General features: G+C 70.3%; 17 protein-coding genes. 12 read left to right on the top strand and 5 right to left on the bottom strand.

Features of this window, described 5'->3' with window-relative positions; all coding sequences use genetic code 11:
- The coding region (locus tag KBI44_17180; protein ID MBP9146213.1) for an FG-GAP repeat protein at nt 1-1,235 on the top strand (1,235 nt) is incomplete at its 5' end.
- On the opposite strand, the gene KBI44_17185 is transcribed toward KBI44_17180, so the two are convergent.
- The 3 genes from KBI44_17185 to KBI44_17195 are packed head-to-tail and all read right to left on the bottom strand — an operon-like array spanning nt 1,232 to nt 5,686.
- Nucleotides 1,232-2,365, bottom strand: a complete 1,134-nt coding sequence (locus tag KBI44_17185; GenBank protein ID MBP9146214.1) for a PepSY domain-containing protein — start codon at nt 2,363-2,365, stop codon at nt 1,232-1,234. The genes KBI44_17180 and KBI44_17185 overlap by 4 nt on opposite strands.
- A complete protein-coding gene (locus KBI44_17190) occupies nt 2,362-3,270 on the bottom strand; it encodes an alpha/beta hydrolase fold domain-containing protein (GenBank protein MBP9146215.1) in 909 nt (302 codons plus the stop codon). Before KBI44_17190 ends, KBI44_17185 begins: the two co-directional genes overlap by 4 nt.
- Nucleotides 3,271-3,325: 55 nt before the next feature.
- Nucleotides 3,326-5,686, bottom strand: coding sequence for a TonB-dependent siderophore receptor (locus KBI44_17195; GenBank protein MBP9146216.1), 2,361 nt, complete (start codon nt 5,684-5,686; stop codon nt 3,326-3,328).
- 202 nt (nt 5,687-5,888) lie between these two features.
- On the opposite strand from KBI44_17195, the gene KBI44_17200 reads away from it, so the two are divergent.
- From KBI44_17200 to KBI44_17235, 8 genes are all read left to right on the top strand, one after another.
- Nucleotides 5,889-6,536, top strand: a complete 648-nt coding sequence (locus KBI44_17200; GenBank protein ID MBP9146217.1) for an FMN-binding negative transcriptional regulator — start codon at nt 5,889-5,891, stop codon at nt 6,534-6,536.
- Nucleotides 6,533-7,903: an amino acid permease gene (locus tag KBI44_17205; protein ID MBP9146218.1), complete on the top strand. Its 1,371-nt coding sequence runs from the start codon at nt 6,533-6,535 to the stop codon at nt 7,901-7,903. The genes KBI44_17200 and KBI44_17205 overlap by 4 nt, the downstream gene beginning before the upstream one ends.
- Before the next feature lie 31 nt (nt 7,904-7,934).
- The gene (locus KBI44_17210; GenBank protein ID MBP9146219.1) at nt 7,935-9,452 is read left to right on the top strand and encodes a PLP-dependent aminotransferase family protein; all 1,518 of its coding nucleotides are present in this window, start codon (nt 7,935-7,937) and stop codon (nt 9,450-9,452) included.
- 17 nt (nt 9,453-9,469) lie between these two features.
- Complete coding sequence (locus KBI44_17215) at nt 9,470-11,299, top strand: carboxypeptidase (protein MBP9146220.1); 1,830 nt, start codon at nt 9,470-9,472, stop codon at nt 11,297-11,299.
- Nucleotides 11,300-11,343: 44 nt separating this feature from the next.
- On the top strand, nt 11,344-11,820 hold the full coding sequence (locus KBI44_17220; protein ID MBP9146221.1) for a hypothetical protein: 477 nt from the start codon (nt 11,344-11,346) through the stop codon (nt 11,818-11,820).
- Nucleotides 11,821-11,839: 19 nt separating this feature from the next.
- On the top strand, nt 11,840-12,451 hold the full coding sequence (locus KBI44_17225; GenBank protein ID MBP9146222.1) for a 5-formyltetrahydrofolate cyclo-ligase: 612 nt from the start codon (nt 11,840-11,842) through the stop codon (nt 12,449-12,451).
- 176 nt (nt 12,452-12,627) lie between these two features.
- Nucleotides 12,628-13,068, top strand: coding sequence for a hypothetical protein (locus KBI44_17230; GenBank protein ID MBP9146223.1), 441 nt, complete (start codon nt 12,628-12,630; stop codon nt 13,066-13,068).
- Nucleotides 13,069-13,194: 126 nt separating this feature from the next.
- Complete coding sequence (locus tag KBI44_17235) at nt 13,195-15,501, top strand: TonB-dependent receptor (protein ID MBP9146224.1); 2,307 nt, start codon at nt 13,195-13,197, stop codon at nt 15,499-15,501.
- Nucleotides 15,502-15,599: 98 nt separating this feature from the next.
- On the opposite strand, the gene KBI44_17240 is transcribed toward KBI44_17235, so the two are convergent.
- The gene (locus tag KBI44_17240; protein ID MBP9146225.1) at nt 15,600-16,505 is read right to left on the bottom strand and encodes an AEC family transporter; all 906 of its coding nucleotides are present in this window, start codon (nt 16,503-16,505) and stop codon (nt 15,600-15,602) included.
- A 154-nt stretch (nt 16,506-16,659) separates the two neighbouring features.
- Here KBI44_17240 and KBI44_17245 point away from each other — a divergent pair, with 154 nt between their 5' ends.
- Nucleotides 16,660-17,115 carry a cytochrome c gene (locus KBI44_17245; GenBank protein ID MBP9146226.1) on the top strand — a complete coding sequence of 152 codons (456 nt, stop codon included), beginning with the start codon at nt 16,660-16,662 and terminating at the stop codon, nt 17,113-17,115.
- Between the two features lie 34 nt (nt 17,116-17,149).
- On the opposite strand, the gene KBI44_17250 is transcribed toward KBI44_17245, so the two are convergent.
- Nucleotides 17,150-18,163: a hypothetical protein gene (locus KBI44_17250; protein ID MBP9146227.1), complete on the bottom strand. Its 1,014-nt coding sequence runs from the start codon at nt 18,161-18,163 to the stop codon at nt 17,150-17,152.
- A 145-nt stretch (nt 18,164-18,308) separates the two neighbouring features.
- Here KBI44_17250 and KBI44_17255 point away from each other — a divergent pair, with 145 nt between their 5' ends.
- Nucleotides 18,309-19,100 carry an efflux RND transporter periplasmic adaptor subunit gene (locus tag KBI44_17255; protein MBP9146228.1) on the top strand — a complete coding sequence of 264 codons (792 nt, stop codon included), beginning with the start codon at nt 18,309-18,311 and terminating at the stop codon, nt 19,098-19,100.
- Between the two features lie 135 nt (nt 19,101-19,235).
- A partial coding sequence (locus KBI44_17260; GenBank protein ID MBP9146229.1) for a DUF21 domain-containing protein occupies nt 19,236-19,617 on the top strand: 382 nt, incomplete at its 3' end.

Here is a 19,617-nt window from a genome sequence, read left to right on the forward strand (position 1 = left end):
CCGACGCCGGGGCGGTGCTCGTTCTCCAGGGCTCGCCCGCGGGCCTGGTGACCGCCAACCTGCTCGACTTCGAGCCGCAACGCTTCTACCAGGGCCTCGCCAGCGTGGGCGATGCCGCCGAAACCGGCGATCGCTTCGGCGCCGCGCTCGCCGTCGGCAACCTCGATGGCAACAGCGGCCACGACCTCGCCATCGGCGTGCCGGGTGAGAACGCCGCGCAGGGGGCGGTGGTCGTGCTCTATTCCGCGAGCGGTTGTCCGGGTCTGGGTCTCGTGGTGCCGCAGCACCTCGACCAGGACAGCCCGGGCATGCTCGACGCGGGCGAAGCCGGCGACGCTTTCGGGTATGAGCTCGCGGCCGGAGATTTCGCCGGCGACGTTGCCGACGACCTCGCCATCGGCGTCTTCGGCGAGGATGTCGAAGGCCAGACCGACGCTGGCGCCGTGCAGGTGGTCTACGGCCTGCCGAGCTCGGGCCTCATCCCCGCGAACAACCAGTTCTGGCACGAGAATTCGATCGACGCCGGCGGCTTCACCGAGACCGGCGACCACTTCGGCGAGGCGCTCGCCGCCGGCGACCTCGACGGCGACTTCATCGACGAGCTGGCGATCGGCGCGCCGGCCGAGGACGTGTCGTTCCACCCCGACGCCGGTGCGCTGACGGTACTGAAGGGCGCCTCACCGCTCGGGCTCACGACGGACAGCGCCACCCACTTCGACCAATCGGGCGTCGTCGACGGCGAGGCACTGGGCGACTTCGACAACTTCGGCTACGCGCTCCGGATCGGCGACTTCATCGAGGGCGCCTCGGCCGGCAACGATCTCGCCGTCGGCATTCCGCAGGAGAGCGTCGGCTCGCCGACCCCGTTCACCTTCGTTGGCGCCGTCACCCTGATCCCGGGCGGCGGGACCACTCTGGAGATCGGCGCCGCGACCCTCTGGTCGAAGGGCTCCTTCGGCAGCGCCGGCACGCAGGTCGACAGCCCCGAGTACTACGGCTACGCCCTCGCTGCCGGCGACTTCGACGGCAACGGTCACGACGACCTCGCGATCGGTGCCGTGCAGGTCGAGGGCATCCATCCCGGCGGCAGCCCGGTCACCTCCGGAGCGGTCTACAGCCTCTACGGCGCGCTCTTTTCGGACGGCTTCGAGAACAACAACGTGACGCGCTGGTCGGGGAGCGTCGGCTGCGGCGCCTGCCTCGCCCCGAAGGAGCCGCAAGGTCTCCGTCCCTAGGTGCCCGATCGACCCGCCGCAGGCGCGGAGTCCCAACGGGGGCGCCGGCGGGTCCACCAGAGGCGGATGCCGAGAGCGCACATCGAGAGCAGCCAGAGGCCGATCGTGAGCGCGCCGATGCGCCCCGCCCTGCCTCCCATCTCGCCGGTGTGGAAGGCGAACAGCGAATCGACGAAGCGCCGGCCCGGGGGCGACGCGAGAGCGTCGAAGTCCGCGCCGACGCGACCGTCGACCGCGCTGACATAGACGCGCGTCTTGCCGTAGGCGCGCCGCAGTTCCCCGGACTGCCGCAGGCGGATCGCCCACCAGGCGTCGTCGGCGGTGGGAAATCCGATGCCGGAGAGCGCCGCTCCCGGATACCGGTCGAGAGCCCTGCGCGCGGCCTGCGCCATGCCGACCGGCGGCGCCTCGCCGGCCGGCATCGTCAACATCGGCGGATCGACCGGTGCGGGCTGGACCAGCCGCTCCGTGAACGGCTCGAAAGCGAGGAGCACTCCGGCGCTGACCAGGCAGGCGGCGGGGAGCGCCAGCCAGAGTCCGAGTGTGCGATGCCACGAATAGAGGCGCGCCGGCCCGGGGCTCGTGCGCGCGGGGAGCAGAGCGCGACGCCAGGACCCGGAGCGTGGCCACGCCACGAAAAGCCCGAGGAAGAGGTTGGACAGCAGCAGCAGTCCGCTGGCGCCGACGATTCGCTTCCCCGTGTCGCCGGCGAGGAGCTTCTGGTGGACGAGAATCAGGCTCTCGACGAGCCCGCCGTCGGCGAGACGCTCGCCGTCCTCGCGGCGGCGCAGGACGGTTCCCGCGCCATCGACGCGGACGACCCGATCCCGCTCCGGCGGCGCGCCGACGAGATGGATGTCGAACCGGTCCGCTGCACCGGCCGACGTCCAGATCGAGTCGATGCGCCGGCCGGGGACGGCCGCGACGAGGTCCGCAGCGCGCCGCTCGAGCGCCGCGAGGTCGAGAGGCTTCGACTCTCCCGCCACCGTCGCGTCGTCGATCTCCCAGTGAAAGACCGCGAAGACTCCAGTAGCCGCCTGCACCAGCCAGAAGGCGGCTGCCGCGAGACTCAGCCAGCGGTGCGCGAGGACGGCGGAAGACCGAAGGGACCGCAGGGTTCGCAGACTCATGTTTCGGCGAGCCGCGCGCGCAGCCATGCCGCCGACTCCGAGAGGGCGCGATCGGCGAGTGCCGCGATCGCGACCGCTTCGAGAAACGAGTGCGAGGCGCCGCGATAGAGCTCGAGGCGGGAGGTCACGCCGGCCCGCAACAGGCGCTGGTGGAGGCCCTCGCTCTGCTCCGCCAGCAGATCGAGCTCGGCCGCGACCAGCAGGACCGGCGGCAGGCCCCCGAGATCGGCGAGCGCCGGGCAGGCCCTGGGGTCCCCGGCGTCCGACTCGTCGCGCAGGTAGTTGCGCCAGAAGCCTTCCATTTCGTCGGCGGTGAGCATGTTGCCGGGTCCGCCCAGGCGCCGGACGGCCTCGGGCGAAGAATGTCGGGCGAAGACGCCGTAGTTGAGCAGCAGCGCGCGCAGCGGACCCAGCGAGTCTGCTTGCCGCAAGTCGAGCGCAGCCGCGACAGCCAGGTTGGCGCCGGCGGAGTCGCCGCCGATCGCCAGCCGGCCGGGGTCGATCCCCAGCTCGGCGCCGCGCCCGGCGAGAAACTGCACCGCCGCCGTCACCTGCTCGAGCGCCAGCGGGAACTTCGCTTCCGGGGCCAGCGCGTAGTCGACGCCGACGACGGTGACGCCGGCCCGCGCCGCGTACTCGCGCATGAGGCGGTCGTGGGTGTCGAGGCTGAACAGCGTCCAGCCGCCGCCGTGCAGGTAGACGAGAGCGGCGTTCCCGCTGCCGCCCGAGGGGTCGTGGATCCGGATGCGGACGGTGGCGTCACCGACCAGCAGGTGGCGCTCGAACGTACGCTTCATCTGCGGGCCGCCGCGGGCCCACGGTGCCCGCACCTGCTCGGCGATCCACCGCGCTTCGACCGGCGAAGCGGAGCCGAAACCCGGATATCGAGCCCAGGCCGCGGACATCCCGGCGACGAAGCGCCGGATGTCCGGGTCGAGGTCCGGGCCGGTCAGCGGTTGCTCAGAAATCGAAGCGCACCGTCGCGATGGCCTGGCGTCCGATACCGTAGTTGCAGTAGCTCACCGACTGGCAGACCCCGACGTAGGTCTTGTCGGTCAGGTTCGTGGCGCTCAACAGGAACTCCATGTTCCGCCAGAGATAGCGCACCGAGGCATCGAAGAGAGTGTACGACGGCACCTCGATGGTATTGGCGCCATCGCCGGCGCGCGACCCGATGTAGCGCAGGCCCGCCCCGAGGCCCAGGCCGGAGGCGCCGCCCTCGGTGAACATGTACTCGCCGCCGGCCGAGAAGAGCTGGTCCGGGGCGAGAGGCGGGCGCTTGCCGAGGGTCGCCGGATCAGTCGTCTCTGTGACCTCCTGATCGAGGTAGGAGTAGGAGGCGTAGTAGTTCAGGCTCGTCGCCAGGCTGCCGATCGCCTCCAGCTCGATGCCCTGCGAACGGATCTCGCCCTGCTGCACGGTGCTGAAAGGGTTGACCGGATCGGGCACGCTGACGTTGGTCTGGGTGATCTGGAAGATGGAGGCCGTCAGGAAGCTGTTCGAACCCTTGGGCTGGAACTTCAGGCCGCCTTCGAACTGCTCGCCCTCGGTCGGTTCGAACGGCCGGTTGTAGAAGTCGACACCGGCGACGGGCAGAAACGAGGTCGAGTAGCTGAAGTAGGGCGCGAGGCCGCTCTCCGCCAGGTAGGTCAGGGCGAGACGGCCCGTCAGGGCGTTGTCGCTCTGGTCGACCTGCGAATCGGAGAGTCGGTTGTCGGTGGTGATGTCGGTCGTGTCCTCGCGCAAGGCGAGCGTCGCGATCCAGCGCGAGCCGAACTTCATCTGATCCTGGGCATAGAACCCGAGCTGATCGATCGGCTGGTCGACGTTGCCGTAGATGAACAGATCCGGGACGCTCGAGCCGTAGACCGGGTCGAAGACGTCGAGCGGCGCGGCGACGGAGAAGCCGCTCACGATTTTCGACTCGGAGGTCGAGTAGTCGACACCGAAGAGAAGCGAATGCTCGACGCTGCCGGTGTCGAAGCGGGCGTAAGCGTTGGTGTCCATGGTGAAGATCTTGAGCTCGAAGGTGTTGCCGAAACCGAAACGGTTGAGGCTCCGCAGGTCCTCCTGCAGTCCGCCACCGAAGACGGTCTTGCCGTCGAACTCGATGCTCGAGTAGCGCATCGTGTTGCGCAGCGCCCAGGTGTCGTCGATCCGGTACTCGAAGAGTGTCCCCGCCGACCACTGATCGCGCTCGAAGTAGTCGTAGTCCGGCTCGCCGACGAAGAGGCTGCGATCGATGTCGCCGTTCGGATTCCCGGTCAGGGTGCCCTGCGAGGGCAGGAACTGGCTCCAGCCGGTGTCGTCGCGCTGGAAGTCGCCGAGCACTGTGAGGGTCGTCTTGTCCGACGGCGTCCAGGTGAGGGCCGGAGCGATGAACCAGCGGTCGTCAGAGACGAAGTCGACCTGGGTGTCGCTCTGCCGCGCCAATCCCGTGAGCCGGTACTTGAGCTTTCCGTCGTCGCCGATCGGCCCGCCGAAGTCGGCCTGGGCCTGCATCTTGTCGTGCGAGCCGTAGTTGAGGACGACCTCGCGCAGCTCGCGCGAGGGCGGCCGCTTGGTGACCAGATTGACCAGGCCGCCGGGCTGATTCTGGCCGTAGAGCACCGAGCTCGGCCCCTTGACCACGTCGATCTCCTGCAGCATGTAGGGGTCGATCTGGCCCGAGACCTGACCGCTCTGCCAGCGCGAGTTGTCGCGGTAGAGACCGTATGTGGACTGGTCGAAGCCCCGGATGTTGATCCAGTCGAAACGCGTCTCGGTGCCGAAGGTGTTGACGTCGACGCTCGCCGTGTAGCTGATCGCCGCGGCGACCGACTGGACGTTGCGCGCCGTCATCTGGTCGGCGGTGATGACCGAGACCGACTGCGGGATCTCGATCAGCGGCGCGTCGGACTTGGTCGCCGACGTCGAGGATGCAGCGACGAAGCCGCCGGGCTCCGAGACCGTGATGATGCTGCCGAAGGTCCCGATCTCCAACGTGAGGTCGAGCGCGGCAGCGGCCGCGGCGTCGAGCTCGACCGGCGCGGCCGTGGGTTCGAATCCCGGGGCTTCAGCCTCCAGGATGTACGCTCCGGCCGGGGCCGCGATGCGGTAGCTGCCGTCACCGATCGTGCGTGCGTCCTGGCGGAAGTCTCCACAGCGCAGAGTCAGACTCGCGCCGACGAGCGGCGCTCCGGAGGGATCGACGATCCTGCCGGTGACCTCGGCCCGCGGCGCCGCGGCGTCGAAGACGCAGCCGGCCGGGGCGGGAGAGCCCTGGGCGCCAGCCATCGCGGTCGTTGCAATCATGAGGGTGAGAGCTACGGAGAGTCGCATCGCTGGCTCCTTCTTGCCTCGAAAGGCGTCGGTTCGATCGAATGCTCGGCATGCTGGCATCCCTGATTGGTATCCAGCAAGTACCAGATTCCACCGCATATATGGGTCCAGCCAACTCGGGTCGGTCGTTAGCTCTGGACCCACCAAGGTGACCGATTCTGGTCCTTTACGTAGTCCACGATCGGTCCCACAATCCCGCCCCATGTTCATCCGATCCTGCTGGAAGCCGCGGTCGATCGAGGCCGCCTACCGTCTCGTCGACGACAATCCATGGGCCCTGCTCGTCAATGGCGGCGAAAACGGGCCGCTCGCGACCAACCTGCCGTTGCTGCTCGACCGGTCGCGCGGCGGCCACGGCGTCCTGCTCGGCCATCTGGCCCGCGCCAACGAGCATGCGCGCGCGCTGTTCGCGACGCCGACACCGACCCTGGCGATCTTTCACGGCCCCCAGAGCTACGTGACGGCTTCCTGGTACCCTCTCCGGCAGATGCCGAGCACCTACTACTACACCGCTGTGCACTGCTACGGTTCCGTGCGGGAGCAGTCCACGGACGAGCTCGAGTACACCCTGAAACTCCTGAACGACAGGATGGAGAGTCCGATACCGGGCGGCTGGCAGATGGACGAGATCCCGCACTCCGAGATCACCCGCCGGCTGCCCCACATCGTCGGGTTCGAGATCGTCATCGAGCGCTTCGAAGCCAAGTTCAAGCTCGGGCAGGACGAGCCGCTGCGCGACGCCCTGGCGGTCGCCGACCACCTCGGCGCCTCCCCCGATCCGCAACACGCAGCCCTCGCCGCCGCGATCCGGCGCGAGAACTCCGGACGCAGCGAGGGTGACGGCGCGTGAAAGCCGGCTCCGGCACCGGGCTCCTGCGTGCCCTCGGGCTCTGGGATTCCGTCTCGCTCATCACCGGCATCATGGTCGGCTCCGGCATCTTCCTGATGGCCGGCAGCATCGCCGTGCAGCTCCACTCACTGGCCGCCGTCGCCGCTGTCTGGGCCTTCGGTGGCCTGTTGAGTGTCTGTGGCGCCGTGGCGCTCGCCGAGCTCGGCGCCGCGCTGCCCGCGGCCGGCGGCCTCTACGTCTACCTGGCGCGGGCCTTCGGCCCGAAGGTGGGCTTCGTCTACGGCTGGAGCGCCATGGCGCTCATCCACTCCGGCTCGCTCGCGGCGCTCGCGGCGGCGATCGGCCTCTACGCCGCGCCGGTCTTCGAGCTCTCCTCCGGACAGCAGAAGGTGCTCCAGCTCGGCTGCATCGCGCTGTTCGTCGCCGTCAACTCGGCCGGCGTCGGGGTGGGCAAGTGGGTCCAGAACAGCCTGACCACCCTCAAGGTCGGGGGGCTCGCGGTGATGACCTTCCTGCTCTACTCGCGCGGCAGCATGGATCGGCTGTGGAGCCACTGGGTGCCGGCGCCGGAAGAGGGTGTGGGAGGGGTGCCATGGCTCGGCTTCGGCGTGGCGCTCGTCGCCGTGCTGTGGGCCTATGATGGCTGGCACTTCCTGTCGTTCGCCGCCGGCGAGGTCAAGGACCCGTCGCGCACGATTCCGCGCAGCCTCATCCTCGGCACCGTCCTGGTCTTCGTGGTCTACCTGGTCGTCAACGCGGCCTACTACGCGGTGCTGCCTCCCGAGAGCATCCGCGGCAGCGACCGTGTGGCGGCGCTCGCGGTGCAGGAGGCCCTCGGACCGGGGGCCGCGGTCTCGATCTCGCTGCTCATCGTCATCTCGATCCTCGGAGCGATGAACGGCATCACGCTCGGGGCGGCGCGGGTGAGCTATGCCATGGCGGCCGACGGGCTGTTCTTCCGCTCCTTCGCCCGTCTCCACCCGCGCTCCCATGCGCCGGTCGTGGCCACCGTCGCCCAGGGCCTCTTCGCCGCGCTCTTCACGCTGGTGGGCACGTTCCAGCAGCTCTTCACCTCCTTCGTCTTCACCTCCTGGATCTTCTACGGCCTCGCCGTCGCCGCGGTGATCGTGCTGCGCCGCCGCGAGCCCGCGCTGCCTCGCCCCTACCTCTGCCCGTGGTATCCGGCGACGCCGATCTTCTTCCTTCTGGCAACCGCAGGGATCATCATCAGTACCTTCGTGGCGAGCTTCTGGCCGGCCATTCTGGGTGTCGGCATCATTCTCGCCGGGATCCCACTCCACTTCGCCTTCCAGTACTTCGAGCGCCGCCGGCCCGGCGCCGCGACGGCGGCAAGGTCGCGAAACTAGGCGATCGCTTATCATCGCGCCGGATGCCGGTATGAACACGCTCTCGGACCTCGCGATCGATCGCTCGTCGCGACTCACCCTCCAGGATCAGCTCGCCCGCCAGATTCGCGAGCTCATTCAGAGCGGCGCCCTCGCCCCCGGCGAGTCTCTGCCTTCGACACGCGACCTCGCCACCGAGCTCGAAGTGTCGCGCAACACGGCGATCTATGCCTACGACCGGCTGGTGAGCGAGGGTTATCTCGACTCCGCCCCGCGCTCGGGCGTACGGGTGAGCTCGACGATCGCCTTGACTCGGCACGTGCGGCGAACTGCCGCGGCCATCGGCGCCATTGGCGCAATCGGCGCCTCCGGACCTGGCGAGCCCGCGCCGGCGCCGGCTCCTCCGCGTGGCGCCCGCCTGCCGCTCGGATCGCCGCGCCCCTTCCGCCCCTGCCAGCCCGACATCGGGCTCTTCCCCCTGCTGACGTGGAACCGCCTGCGCAGCCGCGTGCTGCGCCGCGAGGGGCGCAATGTCCTGCACTACCAGGCCGACTGCATCGCCGGGCTGCCGGCGCTGCGCGAGAGCGTCGCCACCTACCTCAGGGACCACCGCGGAGTGCGCTGTGACTGGCAGCAGGTCGTCATCACCTCCGGGTCGCAGCAGGCGCTCTTCCTCCTCTCGCTGCTTCTGCTGGACGCGCGCGACCAGGTCTACATGGAAGACCCGGGCTACGTGGAGGCGCGGCTCGCGTGCCAGAACGCCGGCGCGCGGATCGCGCCCGGAGCGATCGACGACCAGGGCCTCTGCCCGCCGACTCCGGCCGACGGCAAGATCGCATTGATCTACACCACACCGTCGCGCCAGTTCCCCACCGGCGTCTCGCTCTCGCTGGCTCGCCGGCTGGCGCTCATCGACTTCGCGGGGCGCACGAAGTGCTGGATCGTCGAGGACGACTACGACTCGGAGCTGCGCTACGGCGCTCGCCCGCTGCCCTCCCTGCAGAGCCTGGACAACTGCGGCCGCGTCATCTACGCCGGCACCTTCAGCAAGCTCCTCTTCCCGTCGCTGCGGCTCGGCTACGTCGTCGTGCCGGAGCCGATTCTCGCGCCCTTCATCGCGCTCAAGCACTTGAACGACGACCATCTGCCGCTGCTCGACCAGGCGACGCTGGCGCTCTTCCTCGAGAGCGGCGCCTTCTACTCGCATGTCCGCCGCTGCCGGCGCGAGTATGCGGCGCGCCAGCGGCTCTTTCTCGACCTCTTCGCCAAGGCCGACCTGCCGGTCACTCCCGGCAATGCCGACGGCGGCATGAACGTCGTCGTCTTCCTCCCCGAGGACGCCGACGACGCCGCCTGGTCGAAGCGCCTGGCCGAGGCGGGCTTCGACGTCCCGGCGCTGTCGCACTACGCGATCCGGACGACCGCGCCCGGGCTGATCTTCGGCTTCACCGCCTTCCCCGTCGAGCTCCTGCGCTCCGCTTTCCAGGGCATGTTGCCGATTCTCCGCAGGGCGGCAGCGGAGTCGCCACTCCGCGCCGCGGAAACCAAGAGAAAGACGAGGAAACGATGATCCGACGGAGCGAGTCGATGAGCGCCCCCCGCCTGAAGATCCTCCTGGCCGCCCCGCTGGCGCTGGGCCTGGCGCTGGGCCTCGCAGGTCCCGGAGGATCGCGGGCTCTGGCGAGCGCACCGCCGGCAATGTCGGCCCCCCTCGCGCCCTTGCAGGCCCTGCCGTTCGACCACATTCTGCGCTACGACGAGCTCACGGCGCTGCTCCAGGCGTGGGCCGCGGCGCGGCCGGACCTCGTCGAGCTCGAAAGCCTCGGCAAGACCCCCGAGGGGAGAGAGCTCTGGTTCCTGACCCTGACCGCGCACGCCACCGGCCCGGCAGGCGACAAGCCGGCGATCGCCGTGGATGGGAACGAGCACGCCACCGAGTGGGGAGGAGGCGTCGCCGCGCTGCATTTCATCCACCACCTGCTCGATCGGTTCGGCAGCGACGAGCGTGTGACGCGACTGCTCGAAACGCGTGCGGTCTACGTGCTGCCGCGCCTGACCCCGGACGGTGTCGAAGCGACCCTCGAGCAGGGGCGGTTCATCCGCTCCGTCGCCCGGCCCTATCCCTTCGCCACGCCGGAGAGCGGCATTCACGGCCGCGATCTCGACGGCGACGGTCGCGCGGTCTTCATGCGCTACCGCGATCCGAACGGTCCGTGGAAGGAGTACCCGGGCGATCGCCGGCTGCTCGTTCCGCGCGCCCCCGACGAGGCCGGCGGTGATTACTGGCGTGTGCTTCCGGAGGGCCGGATCGAGGGCTACGACGGGGCGACCATCGCCGACCCGCCGGCTCTCGAGCCGATCGATCTGGGGGCGAACTTCCCCGGCGATCTGCGCGAGAACGCGCGCGGCCGCACCGCCGGCGCCTACCCGCTGTCGGAGCCCGAGATCGCGGCCTACGTCGCCGCGCTCGCGGCGCGTCCGAACATCGTCGCGCACGTCACCTGCCACACCTTTGGCGGGCTGGTGCTGACGCCGCCGGTCAATCTCGCAGAGCAGCTGCCCGGCGCGGACCGCAAGGCCTACGAGACATTGGCCCACCGGGCGGCCGAGCTCACTGGCTACCGTGCGATGTCGTATCTCGACCTCCGGGCGGAGGACCGCGAGAGCTACATCCCCAGCGCCTTCGGCTGGCTGTACGACCAGCGCGGGATTCTCTCGTTCATCACCGAGTTCTGGGACCCGTTTCGGGCGGCCGGAATCTCGCTCGCCGGAACGACGGCCTCCGCCTGGCTCTGGGGCTACCATCCGGTCGAGGATGAGGTCGCGCTCCTGCGCTGGAGCGACCGGGAGTTGGGCGGCGACGGCTTCGTGCCGTGGCGCCGGTTCGAGCATCCGCAACTGGGAGAGGTCGAGATCGGTGGCTTCGACCTGGTGCGCTACTGGTACAACATCCCGTTCGATCGCCTGGAGAAGGAGGTCGCGCCGCACAGCGATTGGCTGGTCTACCTCGGCCTCGCCACGCCTCGCCTCGCGATCCGCACGTTTTCGTCCGAGCCGCTGGGCACCGGCCTCTGGCGGGTGCGTCTGGTGGTCGAGAATCAGGGCTATCTGCCGACGCACGGCGCACAGAAGGCACTCGATCAACAGGTGAGTCGCGGGGTCTTCGCGGAGCTCGCCCTGCCGCCGCAAGCGCGCCTCGTCGAGAGCCCGGCGCGGCAGGCGCTGGGGGAGCTCCAGGGTCGCATCGCGCAGCGCTCGACAGCGACCTGGTGGGGGTATGCCCCCGGCACTCCCGACCGCGCCGTCGCCGACTGGATCGTCGCGGCCCCGGCAGGGACCGCGCTCTCGGTCGCTGCGTTCCACGATCGCGCGGGCCGGGAGAGCGGTCGACTCGTGCTGGGAAGTTCCATCCGCTGACCCGGCTCGACCGGGAGGCCTGACCTGCAAAGGGAGACCGATCCATGAGCGTCAAGCGCGTCGCCGCACGCCTCAGTTGCCTCACTTGCCTCACCGGCACGATCCTCGCCGCCGCGGCCGGTGTCGCCGCCGAACCGCAGACGGACCCGGCACCGGCACCGGCTCCCGCGCCCGCGCCGACCCGCATGCTGGTCGAGATCTATCGCATCGCCCCCGGCGAGCATCAGGCGTTCCTGGAGGCGATCGCGAGCTACGACGAAGCCAACCGGATGGCGGGCCTGCCGCCGCGCCAGCTCTTCGTCCACAGCGACGGCGCGAGCTGGGACTTCATGCTCATCCAGCCGGCCGAGATTCCGCCCGAGAAGTCCGCGGCCTTGGGCGAGGCCTGGAAGAAACTCGGCCTGCCCTCGGGCGCCGACTTCTTCCTGAGCTTCCGCAAGTACATCGCCGAGCACACCGACACCTTCGTCCTCGGGCCGACCAGCGCCGCCGACTACCTCGCCTCGCGCAAGAAGCCCTAGCCGGAGCCGGCGGCAAACGATGCCCCGCAAGACCACCGCGACGCCCGCGTCCTCCAAGGTCGAGCTGCGCGAACAGTTGGGCGCGCGGCTCGCCGGGCTCGATCCCGCGGCAGCAGCGGCGGCGGCGGACAGGGTTGCCGAAGCCGTGCTCGCTCTGCCGGAGATCGCAGCCGCCCGGCGGATCCTCACCTGCCTCTCCTTCGGGGTCGAGCTCGACACCTGGCGTCTCGTCGATCGGCTGCTCGCATCGGGAAAGGAGCTCTTCGTGCCGCGCGCCGATCCGCGTGACGGGAAGCTCCATGTCCACCCCTACCCCTGCGCGCTCCGCACCCTCTCGTTCGGCCTCCGGCAGCCGCCGCGCGGGACACCGGAGGTCGCGGAGGAAGCGATCGACGGCACTCTCGACGCGGTTCTCGTGCTCGGGCTGGGGTTCGACCGGCGCGGCTTCCGCCTCGGCTACGGCAGCGGGTACTTCGACCGCTTTCTCGCCCATCGCCCCTTCCCGGCCATCGGCCTCGCCTTCGCTGTGCAGCTCGAGGAGCGGCTGCCGAACGAGCCGCACGACATCCCGATGGCGCTCGTCGTCACCGAGACCGAGGTCTGCCGCCCGCTGCCCCCAGGAGCCGGCTGAGCTCGGGCGGCGCAGTGCCGGTAAGGCTCGCACCACCTGATGGCGGTCATAGGTGGTGGGGCCGAGGGGGTGGAGACTGGCTGCCGATGTCCCCGGCCGCCGCAACCTCCCGTCGCCCAACCCCACCCAAAGGTGCAGTCACGGCGCCTTCGTCAGGGACTATCTTGAAGACTGCGATGTTCCGGGTGCCGATCCTGCGCGCGAGCTGTGCGGCGCTTCTGGCCGCAGCCCTGGTTCTGCCGGCGCTCGTCGAGGCTCTCGACCGCGGGCCGTCGGGAAGCGCCGAGTGCCGCTGCTCGAATCACGCCTGCTGCACAGCGAAGCGCGGCGCGGCGAGTCCGGCCGGCCCCGCCTGTCCGCTGCTGCGTGCCGGCCTGGCTTGCGCACCGTCGCGTCCGGCGAAGACGCCGGAATTGCGCGCCGGGTGCGGCTGTCATCAGCGGGGAGAGCACGCCGCCCTCACAGCACCCAAGGCCGCCCTGCTCTCAGCCCGCCTTGCCGGTCTCGCGCCCCCTCCGCAGACGGCCGCTCGACTCTCCGTGCCGCAGACATCCCGCTCCATCCTTCGCTTCACGCCCGATCCGCCTCCTCCCCGCTCCGCCCTGCGCTCCGCCTGAACCAGGGTCGTGACGAGGCTCCGCCGCGCGTGTCGGCGGCCCTCGGCGCAGCCTCTCCGCCCCGGGGAACGCCGACCCGTGGGCCGAGTCCGCAGGGCCGGCGAAGGCAAGGAAAGGAAGCACTCCATGCGTCTCGAACTCTTCGCGAGCGCTCTCGCGCTCGCTGTCGTCCTCTCTCCCGACGTCGTCCAGGCGGAAGGCCGCACACTCGCCGGCCTCGTCGTCGATCGCGCCGGCGATCCGGTGCCGCGTGCCGTCGTCGAGCTTTCGTGCCCGCCGGAAGCTCCGGCGCAACTTCTGGTCGCCGACGAATCCGGGCGCGTCCTCGGAGCCCTTCCTGCGGCCCGCGACTGTCGTCTGGTCGCCCATCCACCGGATGGCGGTCCGCCGGCGACCGTGCTCGACCTGCCGCACGACGCCTCCGGCGCTGTCACCCTCGCCCTCGAGCTCGAGATCTTCGCCGAGCGCATCGAGGTTCGCGAATCGGCCGGGCACGGCGCTCTCGGGTCGCGGGAGATCCGCGAGAGCTTCGCCCGCGACGCCGGAGAGGCGCTCGCACACCTCCCGGGTATCGACAAGGTACGCAAGGGGGGGATCGCCAACGACGTCGTGCTGCGCGGCCAGAAGGGGGACAACCTCTCCCTGCGCATCGACGGTCACGCCCTGCACGGCGCCTGTCCCAACCGGATGGACCCGCCGTCGTTCCACATCGACTTCGCCGAGATCGAACGCATCGTGGTGCACCGCGGACCGTTCGACGCCGCCTCCGGAGGACTCGCCGGCAGCATCGACATCCTGTCGCGCAAACCCGAACCGGGCCTGCATTTCGATCTCTTGGCCGCCGCCGGCGCCTTCGGCTACACGGCGCCCTCGGCCACCGCGAGCTGGGCCGACGAGCGCTGGAGCCTGAAGGGGGGCATCGCCTCCCGGCGCGGCCAGGCCTTCGAGGACGGCGACGGGCGCGCCTTCACCGAGCTCCTCCCGCTCAGTGCGCCGGCTGCCTATCGAACCACGGCACGAGACGATCGCGCCTTCGACATCACCACCGGCTGGGCCGGACTGGGCTGGACGGCGCGGCCGGGCGAACGGCTTGAGATCGAGGCCACCGTCCAGCAGGCCGACACGCAGCTTTACCCCTATCTGCAAATGGACGCGACGAAGGACGACGCCACCCGCGCCCGCGCCAGCTATCGCGCCGAGCGCGCCGGCGAGCGCGTCGAGAGCCTCTCGGCGAGCCTCGGCTGGTCGCGCGTCGAGCACGACATGGACGACCGGCTGCGCGTCTCGTCGACGCCCGCGTCGCGCGCCTATTCGATGGCGACCGAGGCCCTCGCCGAGGACTGGAGCGCGCGCGGCGAAGTTCAGCTCGCCGGCGGTGTCCAGCTCGGCCTCGAGGGCACGCGCCGCGAGTGGAGCTCGGCGACCCGGCTGGCCGGTATGGGCTACCGCCCGCAGGCGAGCCTGCCGGGAACGGTCCAGGACAGTGGGGCTCTCTTCGCCGAGCTCGAGCGCCCCTGGGGCGACCAGCTCACGATCGAAGCGGGGGCGCGGGTCGCGCGCTCCCAGGCAGAGGCCGACCCGGGGCTGGCCGACACCGACCTCTACTTCGCCTATCACCGCACGCGCTCGACCTCGGCCGGGGACACGCTGCTCGCAGGAAACGTCGGACTGGTCTGGAAACCGCGCGAAACCTGGGACGTCTCCGCCCGTCTGGGCAGCGCCGAGCGCGCTCCCGATCCCCAGGAGCGCTACTTCGGATTGCGCCGCATGGGCACGGATTGGGTCGGTAACCCCGCGCTCGCGCCGCCGCGCCAGACGCAGCTCGACCTCGGCGGCCGCTACCGGAGCGACCGTCTCACCCTGGACGTCACCGGTTGGGTGGCGCGCATCGACGGCGCGATCACGGTGGTCGACGGCGCGCGTCTCGAGATGGTCCCCGGCGTCATGAACCGGCACGCCCGCACCTACATCAACCACGACACCGAGATGTGGGGCGCCGAGGCCGCGGCGCTCGCCCCACTCGGCGCGAACGTCGCGCTGCAGGCGAAGGTCACCTGGCTCCGCGGCGCGCGCGACCTGGCGCCCGAGGCCGGGGTCGTCGACCGCGACCTGCCCGAGCTGCCGCCGCTTTCGGGACGTCTCGCGCTGCGCTGGGAGCCCGGGCGCTGGTACACCGAGCTCGAAGGGGTCGCCGCGACCGAGCAGACGCGTGTCGACTCGGGCCTGCAGGAGACGGAGACGCCCGCCTGGCAGATCGCCAATCTGCGCGCCGGGATCGAGCTCGGCCGTTTCTGGTTGATCGGTGGGGTCGAGAATCTGTTCGACCGGACCTACCGCGAGCACCTCTCCTACCAGCGCGACCCGTTCCGCGCCGGCGTCGCGGTGCCCGAGCCCGGCCGGTCGTTCTCGCTCACCCTGCGCTACCGCAGCTGATCCCATTCCGGGAGGTGCCCGCCGCTTCGCGAGGCAACCCTCAGAATCCATGAGACTTGCGAACCGGCTGGCACCACCCGGGGCCACCCGGGGCAGCCTCACGAGAGCAGCAGGGCCCAGAGGGGGAGGGTCGCGAGGGAGAGCAGAACGCCGTAGCCGACCATCGCCGCCGCGAGCTCGGGGGCGAGGCGGTGCGAGCTCGCGAGCGCGCCGGCGGTGATCATCGGCGGCATGGCGCTCTCGAAGACGGTGGCGGTCGCGGCGATGCCGTCGAGGCCGAGCAAGCGTACGAGCCCCCAGGCGGCGAGCGGCAGCAGCACGAGCTTGAGCACCAGGCCGACGGTGAGCGGAGCGAGGGCGCCGCGCGGCAAGCGCAGCCGCAGGTCCAACCCGACCGCGAAAGTGACGACCGGCAGGAGCGCGTCGGAGAGCCGCACCAGCAGTCCCTCGACGAGCGCCGGCGGCGCCGCCGGCATGACCGTCAGCGCGACCGCGAGCGCCACGAACGGCGGGAAGCGGACGATTTTCCGGCCGATCTCCCGCGCCGTCGGCCGACGATCGCCGCCGTAGCGGGCGAGTACCCAGAGGCCCCAGGTCGAGAGCAGCAGGAACGATCCGAACTGGTCGTAGACCACGGCGTGCGGTAGGGCCGTCTCGCCGAGCATCGCCCGCGTCAGCGGATAGCCCAGGAAGGAGGTGTTGCCGAGCGGCACGCAGAGGAGGAGCACCGCCATCCGGTCCTGGGCGAGCCCGGCGTGGCGCGCGTACAGGAAGACCAGGCCCGCGGACAGGGCGCAGAGCAGCCAGGGTACTGCGATCACGCGCAGCAGCGAAAGGTCGAGCTCGAGACGCGAGGCGTAGCGCAGGACCGCCGCCGGCAGGCAGATGTCGAGCACGAACCGGTTCAGCACGGCGGCGGCCTCGGGCGGGAAGCGCCCCGTCGCCGCGCACGCCTTGCCCAGCGCCAGCATGCCGATGACCAGGAGAAAGGCGTCGAGTGCCATGGCGACGGGGAGCTTACAAGGCGCGACCCCGCTCTTGATCCCGCACTGGATCCCGCACTGGACCCAAAGCTGCCTTCCCGGGTGGTGCCCCGCCAGGGTGGGGCTGCTACCTTGTCAGCAGGGGGAAGACGCAGTCTCGATCGAGGAGGTCGATATGAAGGCAATTCCCACCCTGAGACTCACCGCGGTCGCCGCGCTCCTGGCATCGGCGGCCGGACTCGGATGGACCGTGAACGCAGCACTCGCCGCCGACGCGCCCATCTACTCGGCGACGGTCGGCAAGGTCACCTACGCCACCTACTGCTCCAGTTGTCATGGCGTCGATGCGCGCGGCGCGGGCGATATCGCAGGGACCCTCTCGAAGAAGCCCACCGATCTGACCCGAATCACGGCGAAGAACGACGGTGTCTTCCCGGCGGAGCGCCTGCAGGCGGTCATCGACGGGCGCGTCGAGGTGGCGGAGCATGGCAGCCGCGAGATGCCGGTCTGGGGCGACCTCTTCCTCTGGCCGGAGGACGATTCGCCCGAGCGCCGCTCGCACGTCGAGAGGAAGATCGGCGACCTCGTCGCCTACCTGCTATCGGTCCAGGAACCGGCCACGAAGCGCTGAGCCCGGACACGATCCCCGGAACGGCCCCCCGGGCTCAGTCGGGGGGCGCGCCGATGTCTTCGCTGGTTTCGACCGAGAACAGGCGAAGGTCGGTGTAGGTCGCGAGCGCTTCGACGTCGGCTGACCAGCCACCCTTCAAATTGCCGGCCGGGAGCACGTCTCCGACAGGGATCCTCTCGTACCATTCCCACATCCGCGCCGGAGGGAGGAACTCGACCCGGGGGTCGTCGCGGAACCACACCGTCATCACCCGTCGCGCTCCCGCCGCGAAGCGCAGCTCGATGCGCCGGATGCGCCCGGTATCGGGCTCGACCCAGGCGCGCCCTCTCGCCGGCATGTCGATTCCGGCTGCGGTCGCCGCGAGCGTCGGGCTCGCATCTTCGCGAAACTCGAGGACGGTCGTCTTCGTGCCATCCATCTCCTCGTCGCCGCCGCGCGAGAAGTAGAGCCGCGGGTGCATCGCCGGCACGAGGTAGAGCATCGGCAGCGTCGGCAGATTCGTGGTCCGCTGCATCTGCCCGAGATTGAAGCGCGCGCTCTCCGTGGCGATCCTGCCTAAGGCGAGCGCGCTTTCGTCGGTCCCAGAGAGAAAGAGGTTCCGGACGCGTTGGCTGCGATCCTGGATCTTCCTGCCGTCGACCTCGTAGACGTCGCGATAGCCGACGCGCATGCCGCCGGCGATCCGCACCAGCAGGACTTCGGACTTCAACTGTCGGCGGGCGAGAAGGCCGCGTCGGGCGACGGCTTGGTGCGTATCGTCCCAGGCGAGCAGAGGGTCCTCGCCTGGGCGGCGAGGCTCGCGGCAGCAGGGCTGGCGCAGGAGCTGGACGTAGCTCTCGTCGAGCACCGCCGCCTCCATCTCCGCCTGGAAGCGCTCGACGTAAGCGCCGACGCTCGCCACGAGAGCGTTCATGCGCTCCCGCCGCGAAGCTCCCTCGCCGGCCTGCGCGCCGGCGGTCACCGCACCTGCGAGGATCAGCGCCAGCCCGGCCAGGCCGACGTCTGCCGAGCGCTTCCGAAGTCGAGAAAGGTGCAACGGTCGCGGCATCGGTCCATGCTCCCAGGGGCCGTCCCGGCCCGGGGGCAGCGTACCATCGACGCCCGCCGGTGCAAGACCCGACAGCGGCAGCCGGCGGCATGCGGAGGTGCCCCCACGGAGTCCGGTTAAGATAAGTGCCGGGAGGAACTCATCCATGCGAAATCGTCACCCCGGCCCGTTCCGGGCCGCCCTGTTCCTGGCTGTGATCGCCGCAGTTTCCTTCGGCGCGGCGGCCTTCGCCGCGGAGGCGGCTGGTGCCATCGCCGTCGACGTTCGGCTGGTCGCTCCGGCCGGCAGCGAGACGGAGCTCAAGGCTTCCCAGTCCCTGCCAGTCCGGGCCTTGCCCACGGCGGTCAATCAGCCGGCGGCGAAAGGGGCCGTGCTCGTCGAGATGGATGTCGCGAAACTTCAGAAGGAGCTCGAGGGCCTGCGCAAGGACCTGACGCGCGCCCAGAATCAGAAGCGCGAGCTCGCCTCGTCGCGCGGCGCGACCAGCAGCTCGCCGGCGAGCAACAGCCGTGGGGACCTGCAGAATGCCGCGGATGTCTCCCAGGCCCAGATGGAGGAGGCCAACGCCATCAGCGACCTCGCCCGCGTCCAGACCGAGCTCGCGACGGCGAACCTGCTCGCCCCGGCCGACGGCTACGTGCGGCGGAACTTCTTCGCGGTGGGTGCCACCGCCAAGAAGCGCAAGCCGCTCGCGACCTTCGTCGAGGCGCAGCGCACGGTGCTCGAGGCGACCGTGCCTGCCGCGGCGGCCGCTGCGTTCACCGTCGGGGCGACCGTGCGCATCGCCGATGCCGCGAATTCCACGCTCGGTTTCCGCGGCAAGGTGCTCGCGGCGAGTCCGGCGGGCGACTCCGTTGCCCTGCGGATCCAGCCGACGGAGCTGCCCTTCCTGGCGCTCGACACCCTTACCGCCGCGACGCTGCAGCTGGCGCCGTAGTCCGGGCTCCGGCCGCCTCGTACCGGCACGACCGGCGCTCACCTCGCGAGCGCCCATCGTGCCCGAGCCTCGGGCGTGGGCTACGTCATTCCAGGAGATTCAGTGGGCCTCGGCGCTGAACTGCTCGTCATTGTGGTGCTCTCGCTGGTCAACGGCTTCTTCTCGGCCTCCGAGATCGGCATCCTCTCGGTGCGCCGGACGCGGTTGCTGGAGCTCGCGAACGAAGGCCATCGCGGCGCCCTCTCGGCGCTTGCCCTGCGCAAGAACCCCGAGCGCTTCCTGGCCACGGTGCAGGTCGGGATCACCGTCCTGGGGGCGACCGCCGGGGCGTTCGGGGGCGCGACGCTCGAAGAACCTCTCACAGCCTGGCTCGCCGGCCTCGGGCTCGAGCGCGGCGCCGACGAGCTCGCGCTCGCCCTCGTGGTCGCTTTCATTTCGGTGTCGTCGATCGTCCTCGGCGAGCTCGTGCCGAAATCGCTCGCGCTGCGCAGCAGCGAACGCGTGAGCCTGCTGGTGT

It is taken from the genome of Thermoanaerobaculia bacterium, from assembly GCA_018057705.1.
Classification (GTDB): domain Bacteria; phylum Acidobacteriota; class Thermoanaerobaculia; order Multivoradales; family JAGPDF01; genus JAGPDF01.

What these genes read in the sequence shown, in the direction of transcription:
- KBI44_17185 (MBP9146214.1), bottom strand. Translation starts at nt 2,365, where the DNA reads ATGAGTCTGCGAACCCTGCGGTCCCTTCGGTCTTCCGCCGTCCTCGCG.
- KBI44_17190 (MBP9146215.1), bottom strand. Translation starts at nt 3,270, where the DNA reads ATGTCCGCGGCCTGGGCTCGATATCCGGGTTTCGGCTCCGCTTCGCCG.
- KBI44_17195 (MBP9146216.1), bottom strand. Translation starts at nt 5,686, where the DNA reads ATGCGACTCTCCGTAGCTCTCACCCTCATGATTGCAACGACCGCGATG.
- KBI44_17200 (MBP9146217.1), top strand. Translation starts at nt 5,889, where the DNA reads ATGTTCATCCGATCCTGCTGGAAGCCGCGGTCGATCGAGGCCGCCTAC.
- KBI44_17210 (MBP9146219.1), top strand. Translation starts at nt 7,935, where the DNA reads ATGAACACGCTCTCGGACCTCGCGATCGATCGCTCGTCGCGACTCACC.
- KBI44_17215 (MBP9146220.1), top strand. Translation starts at nt 9,470, where the DNA reads ATGAGCGCCCCCCGCCTGAAGATCCTCCTGGCCGCCCCGCTGGCGCTG.
- KBI44_17220 (MBP9146221.1), top strand. Translation starts at nt 11,344, where the DNA reads ATGAGCGTCAAGCGCGTCGCCGCACGCCTCAGTTGCCTCACTTGCCTC.
- KBI44_17225 (MBP9146222.1), top strand. Translation starts at nt 11,840, where the DNA reads ATGCCCCGCAAGACCACCGCGACGCCCGCGTCCTCCAAGGTCGAGCTG.
- KBI44_17230 (MBP9146223.1), top strand. Translation starts at nt 12,628, where the DNA reads ATGTTCCGGGTGCCGATCCTGCGCGCGAGCTGTGCGGCGCTTCTGGCC.
- KBI44_17235 (MBP9146224.1), top strand. Translation starts at nt 13,195, where the DNA reads ATGCGTCTCGAACTCTTCGCGAGCGCTCTCGCGCTCGCTGTCGTCCTC.
- KBI44_17240 (MBP9146225.1), bottom strand. Translation starts at nt 16,505, where the DNA reads ATGGCACTCGACGCCTTTCTCCTGGTCATCGGCATGCTGGCGCTGGGC.
- KBI44_17245 (MBP9146226.1), top strand. Translation starts at nt 16,660, where the DNA reads ATGAAGGCAATTCCCACCCTGAGACTCACCGCGGTCGCCGCGCTCCTG.
- KBI44_17250 (MBP9146227.1), bottom strand. Translation starts at nt 18,163, where the DNA reads ATGCCGCGACCGTTGCACCTTTCTCGACTTCGGAAGCGCTCGGCAGAC.
- KBI44_17255 (MBP9146228.1), top strand. Translation starts at nt 18,309, where the DNA reads ATGCGAAATCGTCACCCCGGCCCGTTCCGGGCCGCCCTGTTCCTGGCT.